The 14,255-nt window shown below is 42.8% G+C and carries 10 protein-coding genes; 3 read left to right on the top strand and 7 right to left on the bottom strand.

The annotated features are described in order from the left end of the window. Positions 1–93 precede the first annotated feature (93 nt). The 5 genes from AM228_RS13785 to AM228_RS32615 all read right to left on the bottom strand — a co-directional run bounded on the left by AM228_RS13785 (position 94) and on the right by AM228_RS32615 (position 6,286). A complete protein-coding gene (locus AM228_RS13785) occupies positions 94–2,472 on the bottom strand; it encodes a CHAT domain-containing protein (protein WP_197285303.1) in 2,379 nt (792 codons plus the stop codon). A 274-nt stretch (positions 2,473–2,746) separates the two neighbouring features. Beyond that, positions 2,747–2,983 (bottom strand): hypothetical protein, encoded by a 237-nt coding sequence (locus AM228_RS13780; protein WP_156331770.1) that lies wholly within the window; start codon positions 2,981–2,983, stop codon positions 2,747–2,749. 187 nt (positions 2,984–3,170) lie between these two features. Next, positions 3,171–4,205 carry a tRNA dihydrouridine synthase DusB gene (gene dusB / locus AM228_RS13775; RefSeq protein WP_054466681.1) on the bottom strand — a complete coding sequence of 345 codons (1,035 nt, stop codon included), beginning with the start codon at positions 4,203–4,205 and terminating at the stop codon, positions 3,171–3,173. A gap of 103 nt (positions 4,206–4,308) precedes the next feature. Next, positions 4,309–6,048 carry an NACHT domain-containing NTPase gene (locus AM228_RS13770; protein ID WP_054466680.1) on the bottom strand — a complete coding sequence of 580 codons (1,740 nt, stop codon included), beginning with the start codon at positions 6,046–6,048 and terminating at the stop codon, positions 4,309–4,311. Positions 6,049–6,133: 85 nt separating this feature from the next. Continuing rightward, positions 6,134–6,286, bottom strand: coding sequence for a hypothetical protein (locus tag AM228_RS32615; protein ID WP_156331769.1), 153 nt, complete (start codon positions 6,284–6,286; stop codon positions 6,134–6,136). 282 nt (positions 6,287–6,568) lie between these two features. On the opposite strand from AM228_RS32615, the gene pflB reads away from it, so the two are divergent. The 3 genes from pflB (at position 6,569) to AM228_RS13755 (ending at position 10,433) form a co-directional block, all read left to right on the top strand. Continuing rightward, positions 6,569–8,851 carry a formate C-acetyltransferase gene (gene pflB, locus AM228_RS13765; RefSeq protein WP_054466679.1) on the top strand — a complete coding sequence of 761 codons (2,283 nt, stop codon included), beginning with the start codon at positions 6,569–6,571 and terminating at the stop codon, positions 8,849–8,851. 192 nt (positions 8,852–9,043) lie between these two features. Beyond that, the gene (gene pflA / locus AM228_RS13760) at positions 9,044–9,775 is read left to right on the top strand and encodes a pyruvate formate-lyase-activating protein (protein WP_054466678.1); all 732 of its coding nucleotides are present in this window, start codon (positions 9,044–9,046) and stop codon (positions 9,773–9,775) included. Between the two features lie 418 nt (positions 9,776–10,193). After that, complete coding sequence (locus AM228_RS13755) at positions 10,194–10,433, top strand: hypothetical protein (RefSeq protein WP_054466677.1); 240 nt, start codon at positions 10,194–10,196, stop codon at positions 10,431–10,433. Between the two features lie 344 nt (positions 10,434–10,777). Here AM228_RS13755 and AM228_RS13750 read toward each other — a convergent pair whose 3' ends face one another. Together AM228_RS13750 and AM228_RS13745 are read right to left on the bottom strand one after the other, a co-directional pair. Beyond that, entirely contained in the window at positions 10,778–12,286 is a 1,509-nt protein-coding gene (locus AM228_RS13750; RefSeq protein ID WP_054466676.1) for a UbiD family decarboxylase, read from the bottom strand. 222 nt (positions 12,287–12,508) lie between these two features. Continuing rightward, the gene (locus AM228_RS13745; RefSeq protein WP_054466675.1) at positions 12,509–13,885 is read right to left on the bottom strand and encodes a class I SAM-dependent methyltransferase; all 1,377 of its coding nucleotides are present in this window, start codon (positions 13,883–13,885) and stop codon (positions 12,509–12,511) included. Between the last annotated feature and the right edge of the window lie 370 nt (positions 13,886–14,255).

Below are 14,255 nucleotides of genomic sequence, written 5' to 3'. Positions count from 1 at the left end.
CACACCGATGGCGGCCGATGGCAGCCCCACACCCTTTCAAACCCCCACACCCTACACCCTGCACCCCTGCACCCCACACCCCGAAACCCCCTACTACAACCAATTCCCGACCAGGACAAATGGAGCCCAATAAAAAGGATGTTGATATTGGCGATTTTGCAGTAAGGTGAGTTGAGTCTGATGCAGTGCTTCAGCTTTGGTAATCTCCGGCTTACTGCTGAGTATGCGGTAGAACTCTACCATAAATAGAGCGGTGGCTTCATCTTTGACGGCCCAAAGTGTGGCGATCGTGCTGCGAGCGCCGGAACGCACGGCCATTCCCGCTAGTCCCAAGGCAGCGCGGTCATCTCCAGCGGCGGTTTCGCAGGCACTAAAGACTAATAGTTCAATCGGGGTGCGCTGTTTGGATGAGCGATTTTTGCCACCACTTTGGTTGGATGAAAGAAATTCACTGAGATCTTTGACGTTAATTTGTCCATCCCAAGTGAGAATAAAGGTGTCTTCGGCTTTGGAACTAAACTGTCCGTGAGTGGCTAAGTGAACTACCGGGAAATTTCCTCGATCCAGTTGTGCTTGAATGCTGCTGCGGGTAAAGTTTTGATTGAGCAGCATTTGAGTCGGCAGTTGGGATTGAATTTGATTGAGTTCAAACTCTACCGCAGGCAGGGGGGAAAATCCTTGCCGAGATTCGCTTAAGCCAGCGGTTAAGGCTTGGAGGTTGGTTTCTCCCAAGGATCTCGGTTCTAGAAGTTGTAACCCAGGAGTGAGCGCGATCGCATATTTCTCGATTAAATATTGCTGGCCATTGTATAAGCTGGACATGGGCACATTCCGAAATGCTCCATCCGGCACAAATACTAAGGTTTTCACCCCACTGGCAGCGAGTTCGGTTTCGACAGGGCGAATTAGCCAATCATAAACTTGTTCCGAGAGTTCCAAGCGTTGTTTTCGCGGCACCACCGGACTTAATGAGATTCTAAATTCTGCCAGGATGGATTCTACTTCTGTTTGAGAAACCGCACTACTGTAGTGAATTAAAGGTTTTCCCGGTAAGGAAAGAATCACCTCTAAGCGATCGCTTAAAATAATTGGATAAATTACGGCAGCGCTGGGGTCGATTTGATCGATTTTTACGGGTTTGGTATCTAAACAGGCATCCTGAAAAAAGTTATCCAATTCCGCTAATTGCAGTAATTCCATTACATCTAAGGCGGTTTTCAGGTCGCTTTGACTTGGTTCATTGGTGAGCAATTCACTGACTAATTCTCGATAGACAGGTTCCACACTTTCTCGGAAAGAAAATTGCACGTCAGAGTTGATCGCGACGATATCATTCCGCAACGACTGAAGGCTATTCACCGCTTCGGTATAAACGGCGATCGCGCCGGTTTTTTGGCCGCTATTTTTTAACAATCTGCCTAATTGCCATTGCCATTGATAGGCAATATCCGCAGCATTAATTGATTGAGCAATTAGTAATGCTTGTTCTGTCACCTGAGTGGCGGCTGAAAATTGTTCAGTTTGGGTATAAAGATAGCCTAATTTTCCCAGTGCATAAGATTCTGCCCGTTGGTCATTGATACTTTTTGCTTCTTGAATGGCTTTGGCTAACTGTTCCGCCGCTTGATTTAGATAATTCTGATTGATATAATTAGTTTGATTTTTAGCGGTATTGTCAGAGTTTAAATGAATTAAGTTATCGGCAAAATTAATTCGAGCATAAACCCCAGCATGACTCGGTTGAATGGGAGCAATTTCTGACGCAATTTCCGGCACCAAAGAAACCGCATTCGCCCATTTTCGCTCAAAAATCAATAAACTTAGTTGATTTATTTTCGCTTTTAGTCTATTAATTTGACTAGGGCAAGCTTGATTTTCCGCAGGGCATTGGGCTACGGCGGCAGCTTCTTGATAATAAGCATAAGCGGCGTCCGAGTCTGCTTGATTGCGGGCGGTATTTCCTAATGCAATTAAATTGTCGCTAATTTCTTCAGGTTTGCCTAATTTGCGCGTAATTTCTAGGCTTTCTAGTAACATTTGACGAGACTGGTCAATGTCACCAATTTGTTGTAAGGTTTTACCCAGCGATCGCAAAGTCGCGGCTTTGATTAAAGAGTCCGGTTCGCTTGCCAAGGCTTGCACCACTGCGGTTAAAGTTCGCCGCGATCGCAGATACAAACCTAATCTTTGCATGGCTTGGGCTTGATTAATTTGACTGCCAATAACTCCCAGGCGATCGCCCGCTTTTGCATAAGCCATTTCTGCCGCTTGCCAAGTAGCTAAAGCCGCCTCCATATTACCAGCGGCTAATTCTTGTAATCCTTGCTGGTTTAAGGTTTGAGCGCGAATTAACTCCGAATTGTCCGCCAATAAAATCTGGTGATGATTGCGGTTTGGCGCTAAAGCAATAGGATTTGTAGATGTTGGTCTTAGCAGAAACGATGGCGTTTTTGCTAAGACCTGAGTTGTCATAAAAACAATTAAAAATAAGCAAAAAAATGTCAATACTTTTTGTTTGTTCATGTTTTAAATAGATAGATAATTGTATTGCTTTGCTTGGCAAAAATATGAGTCGTTTTTTTAGGAAATAGACCTGATATAGCAGCGGAGTTATGAAGTACAAAAAAACCTGTCATTCCCGCTGGCGCGGGAATCCATAAAACCTCTGTAATTCAGTAAAAACCGCTATAACTAATTGCTAATAATTTTCTAATTTTGTCTAAATTAGCAATCTAAATTAGCGCCATTAATTAGCGCTTGGCGGATTATTCTCAGAATATTCTCGGTTTTCTGTTGGATTTTCCGGGGGATTTGACTGGGGTGAGTCATCCGCTTTGGCCACGGGATCCTCAATGGTGCCATTATCAATTTGTTCCTGCAAATCTGAGAGCATTTCAAACATTTTATTGGTGACTTTAAATACAGGTTCTTGGGACATGATTTTCTTCCTTAAATCCATAATGTTTAATAAGTAGGTGAACATAATTAATTAATTGCACTTTTCGTTCCCCGCCGATAGGCTTTGGATTCCCGCCTATAGCCCTTTGGGCATGGGCTTCGCCTAACGCGGGAATGACAGTTTTTCTTTTCATGGGGTCTGTGATGCATTTATTTCTGCCCGGAAACTTAATAGATCGACTAAAAATCGATCTACTGGGATGATGACAAAATTATAACCGGGCGATCGCCTCTTCAAGTAACTGACAGCCCTGGGCAACATTAGCCATGCGAGATAATTGATCTCGTAATTCATTCGCCCCTACAAAGCCTTTGGCATACCAGGTCATGTGTTTTCGGGCTTGCTGCACCCCGCGATCGCCCTTATACTCCCACAATAAAAGTAAATGTTCTTTCGCACATTCTAACCTTTCTATGGTAGTGGCTGGTGGCTTTTGTTTTCCTGTTTTCAAAAAATAATCAATCTCACCCACTAAAAACGGATAGCCCAACGTTCCACGGGAACACATCACCCCATCGGCCCCAGTTTCCTGTAAACACCGAATCGCTGATTCCACAGAAAAAATATCCCCATTGGCAATCACGGGAATCGAAAGAATTTCTTTAACTTTAGCAATCCAATCCCATCGTGCATGACCCGTATAACCCTGCGATCGGGTGCGACCATGAATAGTAATCATTTGCGCTCCCGCATCTTGCATTCTTTGGGCAAATTCTAATATATTAATTTCATTATCATCCCAACCAATCCGGGTTTTTACCGTCACGGGTACATCAACCGCTTTGATTGTTTCTCGGACAATTGCCTCAGCGGTTTCTGGTTCCCGTAATAACTTAGAACCGCCCCCTTTTTTGGTAATTTTATTCACCGGACAGCCCATATTAATATCAATGGTATCTGCCCCCTGTTCTACAGCAATTTCCGCCGCTTTTGCCAGGAAATCAGGGCGACAATCAAACAGTTGAATACTAATGGGAGTTTCCTGGGGGTCAACTTCCATTATTTTTGGTAATTCTCGGAGATGCTGTAATTGACTTGCTTGCACCATTTCTGTGTACATCATAGAATTTGGGGCATAGCGGCGAACTAAACGTCGAAATACCAAATCTGTCACCCCAGATAAAGGCGATTGCAAGACTCGACTTTGAAGTGTAAAAGCGCCAATTTTTAAAGGCGTCGATAATTTATGTTTGAGGTGAGGATCTAGGGTAGGGTTTAGATGGGCGATCGGCAGGTCTGTCAGCATTGTGAATCAGTGAATTTATCAGATATAATGCCTCATTATATCATCCTATATTCATTATCCACGAATAAATTTTATTGATTTTCAGCCTAAGCACGCGATCAATTTATTGCTCCAGTATAGGCTTGACATTTGGCACCATTTCCTTCAGCAATCCCAAAACTTCTCCCCAGGGGTAATCGTTCCCATAAACACTCAAGCGCTCCAACGTATTATGGAAAATAATTGAATCAGAAATATTGGCCAAATACCGGGCAGCAAAATATTCGTGAAACGTCAAGGGAGAAAAGGAGTAAATTCCTCTCGCGCGTTCTACTAATAATCCATGATGCATTTCTATTAAATTCAGGACTACCTCACTTTCTTCTCGGAGTGATTCCGCGTCGGTTTCACCGGATTTTATTGCTGATAACTGATCGTAAATATAAGAAATTAATTCCCGTTTCTCGAAAAAATACTTACCTGATTCAAAAGTATAAAACGCGATTTGGCTCAATAACTTAATTTTTTGGTTGCGTGACCAATTTATTTCTGGCTCATCTCGTTGAATCAAAGCGGATTCATAATTCTCAAACAAAAAAATATCTAATGCTGCTTCATAAATTTTATGCTTGATCTTCTCAGAAAAATTATTTTGACTATTAAATACGATCGCCAATAACTTTAGTAAAATAGGAGTCATCCCTAGTCCCCGCAAGGATTGGTTTTCTGGTAAAGCCAGCTTTTCCAGAAATTGCCGGGATTTTTCTAAGCCAACTGCGGCATGATTGTCCGCCGCCAGCACAAACCATTTCTGGGCAAAAAGTTGAATATCTGCTTCATTAAAATCCGCTAATTCTTTAGTGTCAAATCCAGGGATATGGTAATGTAATGCCCCTAAGCGACAGGTAATAATAAATTGATTGCGATCGTAAGTTTCGGCAAAACTGGTAATTGCTTTGATTACTTGCGATCGCCTTTCTTGATTCACCTGATCTAAGCCATCCAGTAAAATTAAAATTTGGCCTTGTTTGAGCAAAATTTCTAGGTGGTCGGGATTAATGCCTAACGCCCCATATTTATAGCGGAGATACGCCAGAAAACTTAACTCGTCTTTTTTTAACTCTTCGATATGCTTGACTCTTTGAATCCAGCGGCGGATGGAGATAAATAAAGGAATCTGTGACGATGGCAATTGTTGGCGAATGGCACAGAGAGATATATATTTTAACAAAGTGGTTTTGCCACTGCCCGGTTTGCCTAAAATTAAAAGTTTCTGACAACTTTCTACCGCTGACATGGCAGGAATTGTCTGCGAGTTCATCTGCGGTTTCAAAGAATTACTCAAAGAATAATCTAATCGGTCTAAGGGATTTACCTGAGCGGATTTACTGGGAAAACTACTTTCGTTTAATTCCGTAATATCTAGCCAAGTTTGACCTCTGACTATGGGATAAATTTTTTGTTCAATATAGATATCTTCTAAGGGAACCGGATGCCCTGTTTCTAATAAGTTAATGGTGCTATTGATCTTTAAAATTGACTCCGTTAAAGCTTCTCTCACTGCCGTCACCAGGGGAGAGATATTATCTGTAGTCAAGGCAGCTTGAGGATTTAACTTGGTTGTTTCGGCTAAACTTTCCCCGGTTAAACCGGCAATTTCAGCCCAATCTAAATCCAAACTTTTACAAATATCGATAAAAATATATCGTTCAATGGGACGACCAGAGAAAAACTTCCAGATTGACTGACGAGTCTGTAGTCCGACTTCAGCGGCTAGATATTCTTGGGTCCATCCTTTGCGTTCAAAGGCTTTTTTGGCTTGTTCTATACCAGATGGAGAGGCTTTGAGCGATCGTTTAGTCATTTTTGTTCCCGGCCTAGCAGTATTTATACTTAATCACTACTGTAGATGCAGCTAGATTAAACAGCCGTGATCGAGAAGTTGCAAATTAGCGATCACTGTCTGATTTTTTGTTGAGTGCGATCGCCCTGACTCGGTGATATGGACAAAAAATAACTGCGATCGCATACCAGAATTCTCCGTGATCGCGATCGCAGGGGAATGTGGTGTGCGATCGCATATTCGCCATGAGTCCCAACATTTCTTAAAAAAAGATTATATTGCCTAATATTAATGTCACCTAACATTAACGTAAATAATTTGCTAAGTTTTAGTATCAGAAGGCCAAAAGGGGCAGCCCGTAAGTAACCCATCCCCCATGACCCGAAGTTATACATAAGTTGAACATAAAATGAACATAAAACAACCGCGATCGACAAAGATAACCTGATATAGTCATAAATAAAAGGAACCTGAGTGTTGGTTAAGCGATATCCAAAGTATTTTACTTAGCCAAGTTGTGTCACAGCAGGTAAAAAAATTTATGATTATGCATCGGGAACGTCCCACCCAACTAACCCTTCAAAATCTGGGTCAAATTTGTCAGCAATGGGAAGGCTTTACCGGCGGAAAATGGACGCGAGAAGTTAATATCCAAAATTTTATTCAACAAAACTATACTCCTTATTTAGGAGATGAATCATTTCTCAAAACGGCCACAGAACGCACCAAATCTCTTTGGCAAGAAGTCTTAGAATTAATGAAGGTGGAACGGGAGAAAGGAGTGCTAGATGTGGATACCAAAGTCCCATCAAGTATTACCGCTCATGCACCCGGATATATTAACCAAAACCAGGAAATTATTGTAGGTTTACAAACCGAAAAACCTCTCAAACGTGCGATTATGCCCCTGGGGGGAATTCGGGTGGTCAAAGCCTCTCTGGAAGCTTATAATTATCAACTCGATCCAGAAACCGAAGAAATCTTCACCAAATACCGCAAAACTCATAATGATGGGGTGTTTGATGCTTATACCAGTGAAATGCGTTTAGCCCGTCATGCGGGGATTATTACCGGGTTGCCGGATGCCTATGGTCGGGGTCGGATTATTGGGGATTATCGTCGGGTCGCTTTATATGGCATCGATCGCTTAACTCTGGATAAAAAACACCAACTTTCTGCCCTAGAAGTGGATGTGATTGATGAGTCAGTCATTCGACTGCGGGAAGAAGTAAACGAACAAATCAAAGCCCTGGTCGAACTAAAAGAAATGGCCGCCGCTTATGGGTTTGATATTAGTGTTCCTGCGGCTAATGCCAAAGAAGCAGTGCAATGGACTTATTTTGCTTATCTCGGTGCCGTCAAAGAACAAAATGGTGCCGCCATGTCTTTGGGACGGGTTTCTAATTTCCTGGATATCTATTTTGAACGGGATTTCCAAAAGGGCATTTTAACCGAAGCCGAAGCCCAAGAAATTATTGATGATTTTGTCATTAAACTGCGGATGGTGCGTTTCCTGCGATCGCCTGAATATAATCAGCTATTTTCTGGAGATCCGGTTTGGGTCACAGAAGCGATCGGCGGTATCGGAGAAGATGGCCGTCCTTTAGTCACCAAATCTAGTTATCGTTTCTTGCATACCTTAGATAACTTAGGCGCCGCCCCCGAACCGAATTTAACCGTGTTATGGTCAGAATTTCTACCCAAGAAATTCAAAAATTTCTGCGCCAAAATGTCCGTGACCACCAGTTCCATTCAGTATGAAAATGATGATTTAATGCGGCCACAATTCGGCGATGATTACGGAATTGCTTGCTGTGTTTCGGCGATGGAAATTGGCAAAAAAATGCAGTTCTTTGGGGCGCGGGTGAATTTAGCCAAAGCCCTGCTGTATGCAATTAATGGTGGCAAAGATGAAAAATCTGGCCAGCAAATCGGGCTTAAAGTCGATCCCATTACTGCGGATTATCTAGATTATGATGAGGTAGTGGCCAAATTTGACGTGATGATGGCATGGTTAGCCAAAACCTACGTCAACACCCTGAATACGATCCATTATATGCACGATAAATATTGTTATGAACGCTTAGAAATGGCGTTACATGACTTAAATGTTCAGCGGACAATGGCTTGTGGAATTGCCGGTTTATCGGTGGTGGCTGATGCTTTATCGGCGATTAAATATGCCAAGGTGAAAGTGATTCGCAATGACAGCGGTTTGGCCGTCGATTATCAAATTGAAGGGGATTATCCTAAGTTTGGCAATAATGACTACCGTGTAGATGAAATTGCGGTGAATTTAGTCCGGCAAGTGATGAATAACCTCCGCAAACATAAGACTTATCGTGATGCAATTCCCACTCAATCAGTTCTGACCATTACTTCTAATGTGGTGTATGGGAAAGCCACAGGAAATACCCCCGACGGACGCAAAGCGGGCGAACCTTTTGCCCCAGGTGCTAATCCCATGCATGGACGGGATACTAAAGGCGCGATCGCGTCTATGAGTTCCGTCGCCAAACTGCCTTATGATGATGCCCAGGATGGGATTTCTTACACCTTTACCATTGTCCCAGAAGCCCTCGGTAAAACTGAAGAATCTCGCATCAATAATTTAGTCGGATTATTAGATGGTTATTTCCACGAAACCGGACATCATATTAATGTGAATGTCCTCAATCGTGAAACCCTCCATGATGCGATGGAACACCCAGAAAAATATCCCCAGTTAACGATTCGGGTTTCCGGTTATGCGGTGAACTTTATTAAGTTAACCCGCGAACAACAAATGGATGTGATTACGCGGACTTTCCACGATCGCTTCTAATCAAATCCGCCAAGTCCCGTAGGGTGTGTTAGGCGGTCAAAACCCCATGATAAACCAACCAGAATTATCGGTTTATGACCGCCGTAACGCACCGAATCAATAGGGATAAAAGTTCTATATTTGTTATCCGGGGACATGGGCTTTCGCCGTGTCCCTACGAGTCATAAATATTAAAAAAATATTCAAAAAATTATGCAAATTACAGGTAAAATTCACTCCCTAGAAAGCTGTGGCACCGTTGATGGCCCCGGCATCCGATTTATTATTTTTACCCAAGGCTGTCCCCTGCGGTGTTTATATTGTCATAACCCCGATTGTCGGAACATCCAAGATGGTCAAGAAATGTCCGTTGACGATTTGATTGCGGAGGTACAAAAATATCGGACTTATATGGACTTTTCCGGTGGAGGACTGACGATTTCTGGGGGTGAACCTTTGATGCAACCAGAATTTATCACCGAAATCTTTAAACACGCTAAAGCATTAGGCATCCATACCGCCCTAGATACCTCTGGGTTTGTGGCTTTAGAAGTGGCAAAACCTGTATTAGAATATGTGGATTTAGTCTTATTGGATATTAAATCTTACGACCCCGCTACTTATTTTAAAATTACCCATGTTGACATTCAGCCAACTTTGAGGTTAGCTAAATATTTACAAGAAATTCATAAACCTACCTGGATTCGCTTTGTCTTGGTGCCAAATCTATCCGATCGCGAGGATAATATTCAGGGATTAGCAGAGTTTGTTTCCCACTTAGATAATGTGGAAAAAGTGGAAGTTTTACCGTTTCATAAAATGGGCGAGTATAAGTGGGAAACTCTGGGCTATGATTACCGTTTGCACGACACGCAACCGCCCAGTCCGGCAGAAGTGAAAAATGCGATCGCGATTTTCCAGAAATATCATCTCACCGTTCAATAGCAGAGGAGCGGGGGTGCCCACCATCTGCGGGGGTGCGGGGGTGCCCACCATCTGCGGGGGTGCAGGGGTGCCCACCATCTGCGGGGGTGCCCGCCATCAGAATTTTTCTCCTCATCTCCTCTGCTCCTCATCTCCTCATCTCCTCTGCTCCTCATCTCCTCTGCTCCTCATCTCCTCTGCTGCTCATCTCCTCTGCTCCTCATCTCCCCCGCCGACGGCGGGCTCCCCTGCTCCCCTGCACCCCCGTCCCTATTTTGGCCGTTTCCTAGAAGTCGCACAAATATTCCCTAAAGTTATACATAAGTTGAACAAACCATAGACGCGATCGCAAACAAGCACTGTTGATACTAATAAATATAAGGATGGCAACCAAAGCCAAACGAATTACAAAACCCTTAATAGATTAGGAACAAAAACAATGTTTGCTACTGAAACTATTTCCCCAGTCTCTACATTTTCCGTTTATACTTCTCGCAATTCTGATAGTTTAGACGCTACATCAAGTAATCCAGAACAAAATTCTCCCGTCGCTCCATTAGTGGCTAAATTAATCGATCGCAACTGCCAAGGCGGAGAAGCGGCGACCATTATCAACGATTTGTCGGCGGAAAAACTGCTGGAAGTAATGGATTACTGGTGGAAAAATAACGGATTTTAATTCTGAAGATTAAGGTCAGAAATTATACTTATTATTTAACGATTAAGCAGTGATATAAATTCAAGATTTTGCTTAATAAATCTACCCTGATAAAATATAATAAATTCCCGGTCGAAAAAACCGGGAATTTTAGCTTATAGCGGTTATTATCGTTCGGGAAGTACAGAAGTTTTCTGGATTCCCGCCTGCGCGGGAATGACAGGGTTTTTTTGTACTTTATAACTCTGACAATTGCTGTATTGGATGAAGTACATAGGTGTTCTGGATTCCCGCCTGCGCGGGAATGACAGGTTTTTTTTGGACTTCATAACTTTGACAATTGCGGTAGTGATTTTTTGGTAATTTTACTGAATGTTATACCCAAATAAATTGGGATTGACTTCGGTTAACTTTAAATCACCTAATCCATATTCGACCCAACGGCGATCGACCATTGCCGCTACATCGGGGTCTGACTCCAAAGGTTTCCCCCATTCATGGTCGGTTTCCGGGGGAATTTTCGTAGTAGCATCAATGCCCATACGTCCCCCTAAGCCGATTTTTTCGCTGGCAAAATCTAAGGTATCAAAGGGGGTATTTTCCAGAATAAATACATCCCGCGATGGGTCAACTTTAGAACTAATTGCCCAAACCACTTGCCGGGGGTCGCGAATATTAATATCTTTGTCTACGACTATGACAAATTTGGTATAAGTAAACTGGGGCAAGGCACTCCAAAAAGCCAGGGCAGCCCGTCGCGCTTGTCCCGGATAAGCTTTATCAATGGAAATAATTGCGGCTTTATAACTTAGGGCTTCCATTGGCAGGAAAAAGTCCACAATTTCCGAGACTTGTTGCCGCAAAATTGGGGTATAAATCCGATTGAGAGCGATCGCTAACATCGCCTCTTCTTTCGGGGGACGACCACTAAATGTGGTTAAATAAATTGGGTCTTTTCGATGGGTCATACAATGGAAGCGAATCAATGGCGAATCTTCCACTCCGCCGTAATATCCCATGTGATCGCCAAATGGACCATCGGGCAATTCTTCCCCAGGGGTAATAGTTCCTTCTAATACAAATTCACTATCAGCGGGCACTTCTAAATCCACGGTTTTGCACTTGGCAAGTTGCACCCCGCTGCCCCCATAAAGTCCGGCAAATAACCATTCTGATAAGTCCACGGGGATGGGCGTCGCAGCAGCCATAATAATCAGTGGGTCAATACCGAGGGCGATCGCTACTTCTAACTTTTGCCCTTTTGCCGCTGCCTTGCGTAAATGGCGGGCGCCTCCCCGGACCGACAACCAATGCACTGTCATCGTATTCCGGGATTGCAACTGCAACCGATAAACCCCCACATTCGGCGTTCCCGTCTCGCAATCTTTGGTTATCACCAGACCCAGAGTAATAATTTTCCCCGCATCCTCACCATAAGGGCGAATCATGGGGATTTTGCCCAAATCCAAATCATCTCCCTGAATCGTCACCTGCTGACAAGCGGGGAAAAAGTCCCGTCCTGGCTTGGCTTTGAGCACATCAAACAGCACCTTACCAAACTCTACCGCTTGGGCGACCTTTTTCGGTGGCTTTGGCTGTTGCAACATCGCCAGCTTTTTGCCCAACTCTTCTAACTCAATGGGCTTTTCCATATTCATCGCCCAGCAAACCCGTTCTTCCGTGCCCATCAAATTAATCGCCACGGGATGATCGGAACCTTTGACATTTTCAAATAGAAGTGCCGGCCCTCCCGCTTGCAGCATCCGATTAGAAATTTCGGCAATTTCCAAATCCGGGTCAACCAAAGCACTAATCCGACGTAATTGTCCCCGTTCTTCTAGGAGTTTCAGGAATCCGCGTAAGTCTCTTGCCATTTTGTTTGAAAATTATTAAGCATTATTAAGCGTCCTTTCTATTATCCGCCGCGATGCCCGGATTTCTACCCTGACCGGAAGGCAAGAGACAACGGGGGAGCGGGGGTGCGGGGGTGCAGGGGTGCAGAGGAGCGGAGGAGCGGGGGAGAACAATTAACAATTGATAATTGACAATTGACAATTAAATCAAATTATCAATTATCAATTATCAATTATCAATTATCAACCAGTTTTTTCTAAGAAAACTTGGCGCTGGTCAATTTCAATTACTTTGAGTTGGTCGGCAAATAGCTTCATAAAAGCATCGATCGCCAGTCCGGTATTCCATTCGGGATGGTCTTCAAAGACAAAATTATAATCATCAAAAATAATCAGCCCACCGGGTTTCACTAATCGCCAGCTAATCACCGCATCTTCTAAGACATCACTGGCTTTATGGGAACCATCAATATAGACAATATCGAAGGAATTTAAGGGGAGCGATCGCATCACTTCCTGGGAATAGCCCACAATTTTATTCACCTTATATCCTGCCCCATTGCGGGCAATATTAACATCAAAATTTCTCTCAATTAACCGATGTTTTTCCGGATTATTAATCTGGAAATCTAACACCCCTTCAAAAATATCAATACAAGTAATTCTGGCGTCAGGATCCGTCAGCACTTCATCCAGTAACCAACAAGTCGCCATGCCTTCAAAACAGCCAATTTCCAATATCTGTAATCCGGGGAAACCGGCATATTTCTTTAAATGCTTTGTCCACAGAGGAATCAAACAAGTAAAGCATTCTGCGGAAATAGAATAGCCTTTTGCGGCAAATTTTTGCAAATAAGGAATGGTTTGCAGTCGTTCTTTGGCATCCAGAACATCTGGGTTAAATTCTAAAGTTTTGGTAAATCTCAGGGCTGCTTCGTCAAACGCTGCCCCTTGATAATCAAATAAAGCGTGATAATATAGTGCTAATCCTAAATTAAACTGCATGGCTGCGGAATTAGGATTTAGTTCCAATGCTTGACGCGATACTTGAACCGCATCGACATATCGGCATTTTTGCCAATTTTGATAGTTATTTATGGTGTAAAGTCTCGCTAAAAAATGACTAGCTTCAGTAAATTCTGGATTTAGTTGTACTGCTTTTTGGCAAGCTTGAATTGCTTCTAATATTTTTTCTTTTTTTTCCCAGATTTGCGCTAAATTAAAATAGCCACCGGCTAAGTTTGGTTGCAGTTGAATCACTCTCTGGGCTAGAGATTCTGCGGTAGTTAAATCATTATGCTGCCAATAATTTACCGAACATTGAGCATAAATATTCGCCAGTTTTTCCCCTAATTTAGATTTTTTATTTATTAGCTGCGGGTTAATTAAACCAGCATTTAAGCAAACTTCACTAAATTTTAAGTAATCTAGATAAAATGGCCGTGAGTCTATTAAATAGTCTAAAATTTTCCAGACTAAATCACGATTAATTAACTGGGGATTTGTGCTTGGTAGTAATTGGGTGGCTTGAACTAAAGCCGAATTTCCATTTACTTGAAAGGTTCCTTGTTGGATACTCAGGAAGATGTGAGAAAGTAACTGGTTTAAGTCTGGAGACATGATTAATTATTAAACATTAACGATTAATAATTGTAGCATTATGGGTTTTCCCTGTTATTGCTTATTCGTTATTCTATGACGTAGAACAAATAACAAATAACCAACAACCAAAGAATCCCTACCCAACAACCAACAGGGAACAGGGAACAGGGAACAGGGAACAGGGAACAGGGAACAGGGAACAGGGAACAGGGAACAGGAACTATTGCAACAGGAACTATTGCAATATTCCCTGATAACCGTTCCCCGTTCCCTGACAACCGTTCCCTGTTCCCCAACCAACAACCAAAGAATCCCTACCCAACAACCAACAATCAACAATCAACCAATAAAAAAGGTGGGCAAAATTTGCCCACCCTACTTATATAAG

The organism is Planktothricoides sp. SR001, from assembly GCF_001276715.1.
GTDB classification, from domain to species: Bacteria; Cyanobacteriota; Cyanobacteriia; order Cyanobacteriales; family Laspinemataceae; genus Planktothricoides; species Planktothricoides raciborskii.
Note: the sequence above shows the minus strand (reverse complement) of the source record. Positions and strands in the feature narration are given on the sequence as shown.

What these genes read in the sequence shown, in the direction of transcription:
- AM228_RS13785 (WP_197285303.1), bottom strand. Translation starts at nt 2,472, where the DNA reads ATGACAACTCAGGTCTTAGCAAAAACGCCATCGTTTCTGCTAAGACCA.
- AM228_RS13780 (WP_156331770.1), bottom strand. Translation starts at nt 2,983, where the DNA reads ATGTTCACCTACTTATTAAACATTATGGATTTAAGGAAGAAAATCATG.
- dusB (WP_054466681.1), bottom strand. Translation starts at nt 4,205, where the DNA reads ATGCTGACAGACCTGCCGATCGCCCATCTAAACCCTACCCTAGATCCT.
- AM228_RS13770 (WP_054466680.1), bottom strand. Translation starts at nt 6,048, where the DNA reads ATGACTAAACGATCGCTCAAAGCCTCTCCATCTGGTATAGAACAAGCC.
- AM228_RS32615 (WP_156331769.1), bottom strand. Translation starts at nt 6,286, where the DNA reads ATGTTGGGACTCATGGCGAATATGCGATCGCACACCACATTCCCCTGC.
- pflB (WP_054466679.1), top strand. Translation starts at nt 6,569, where the DNA reads ATGATTATGCATCGGGAACGTCCCACCCAACTAACCCTTCAAAATCTG.
- pflA (WP_054466678.1), top strand. Translation starts at nt 9,044, where the DNA reads ATGCAAATTACAGGTAAAATTCACTCCCTAGAAAGCTGTGGCACCGTT.
- AM228_RS13755 (WP_054466677.1), top strand. Translation starts at nt 10,194, where the DNA reads ATGTTTGCTACTGAAACTATTTCCCCAGTCTCTACATTTTCCGTTTAT.
- AM228_RS13750 (WP_054466676.1), bottom strand. Translation starts at nt 12,286, where the DNA reads ATGGCAAGAGACTTACGCGGATTCCTGAAACTCCTAGAAGAACGGGGA.
- AM228_RS13745 (WP_054466675.1), bottom strand. Translation starts at nt 13,885, where the DNA reads ATGTCTCCAGACTTAAACCAGTTACTTTCTCACATCTTCCTGAGTATC.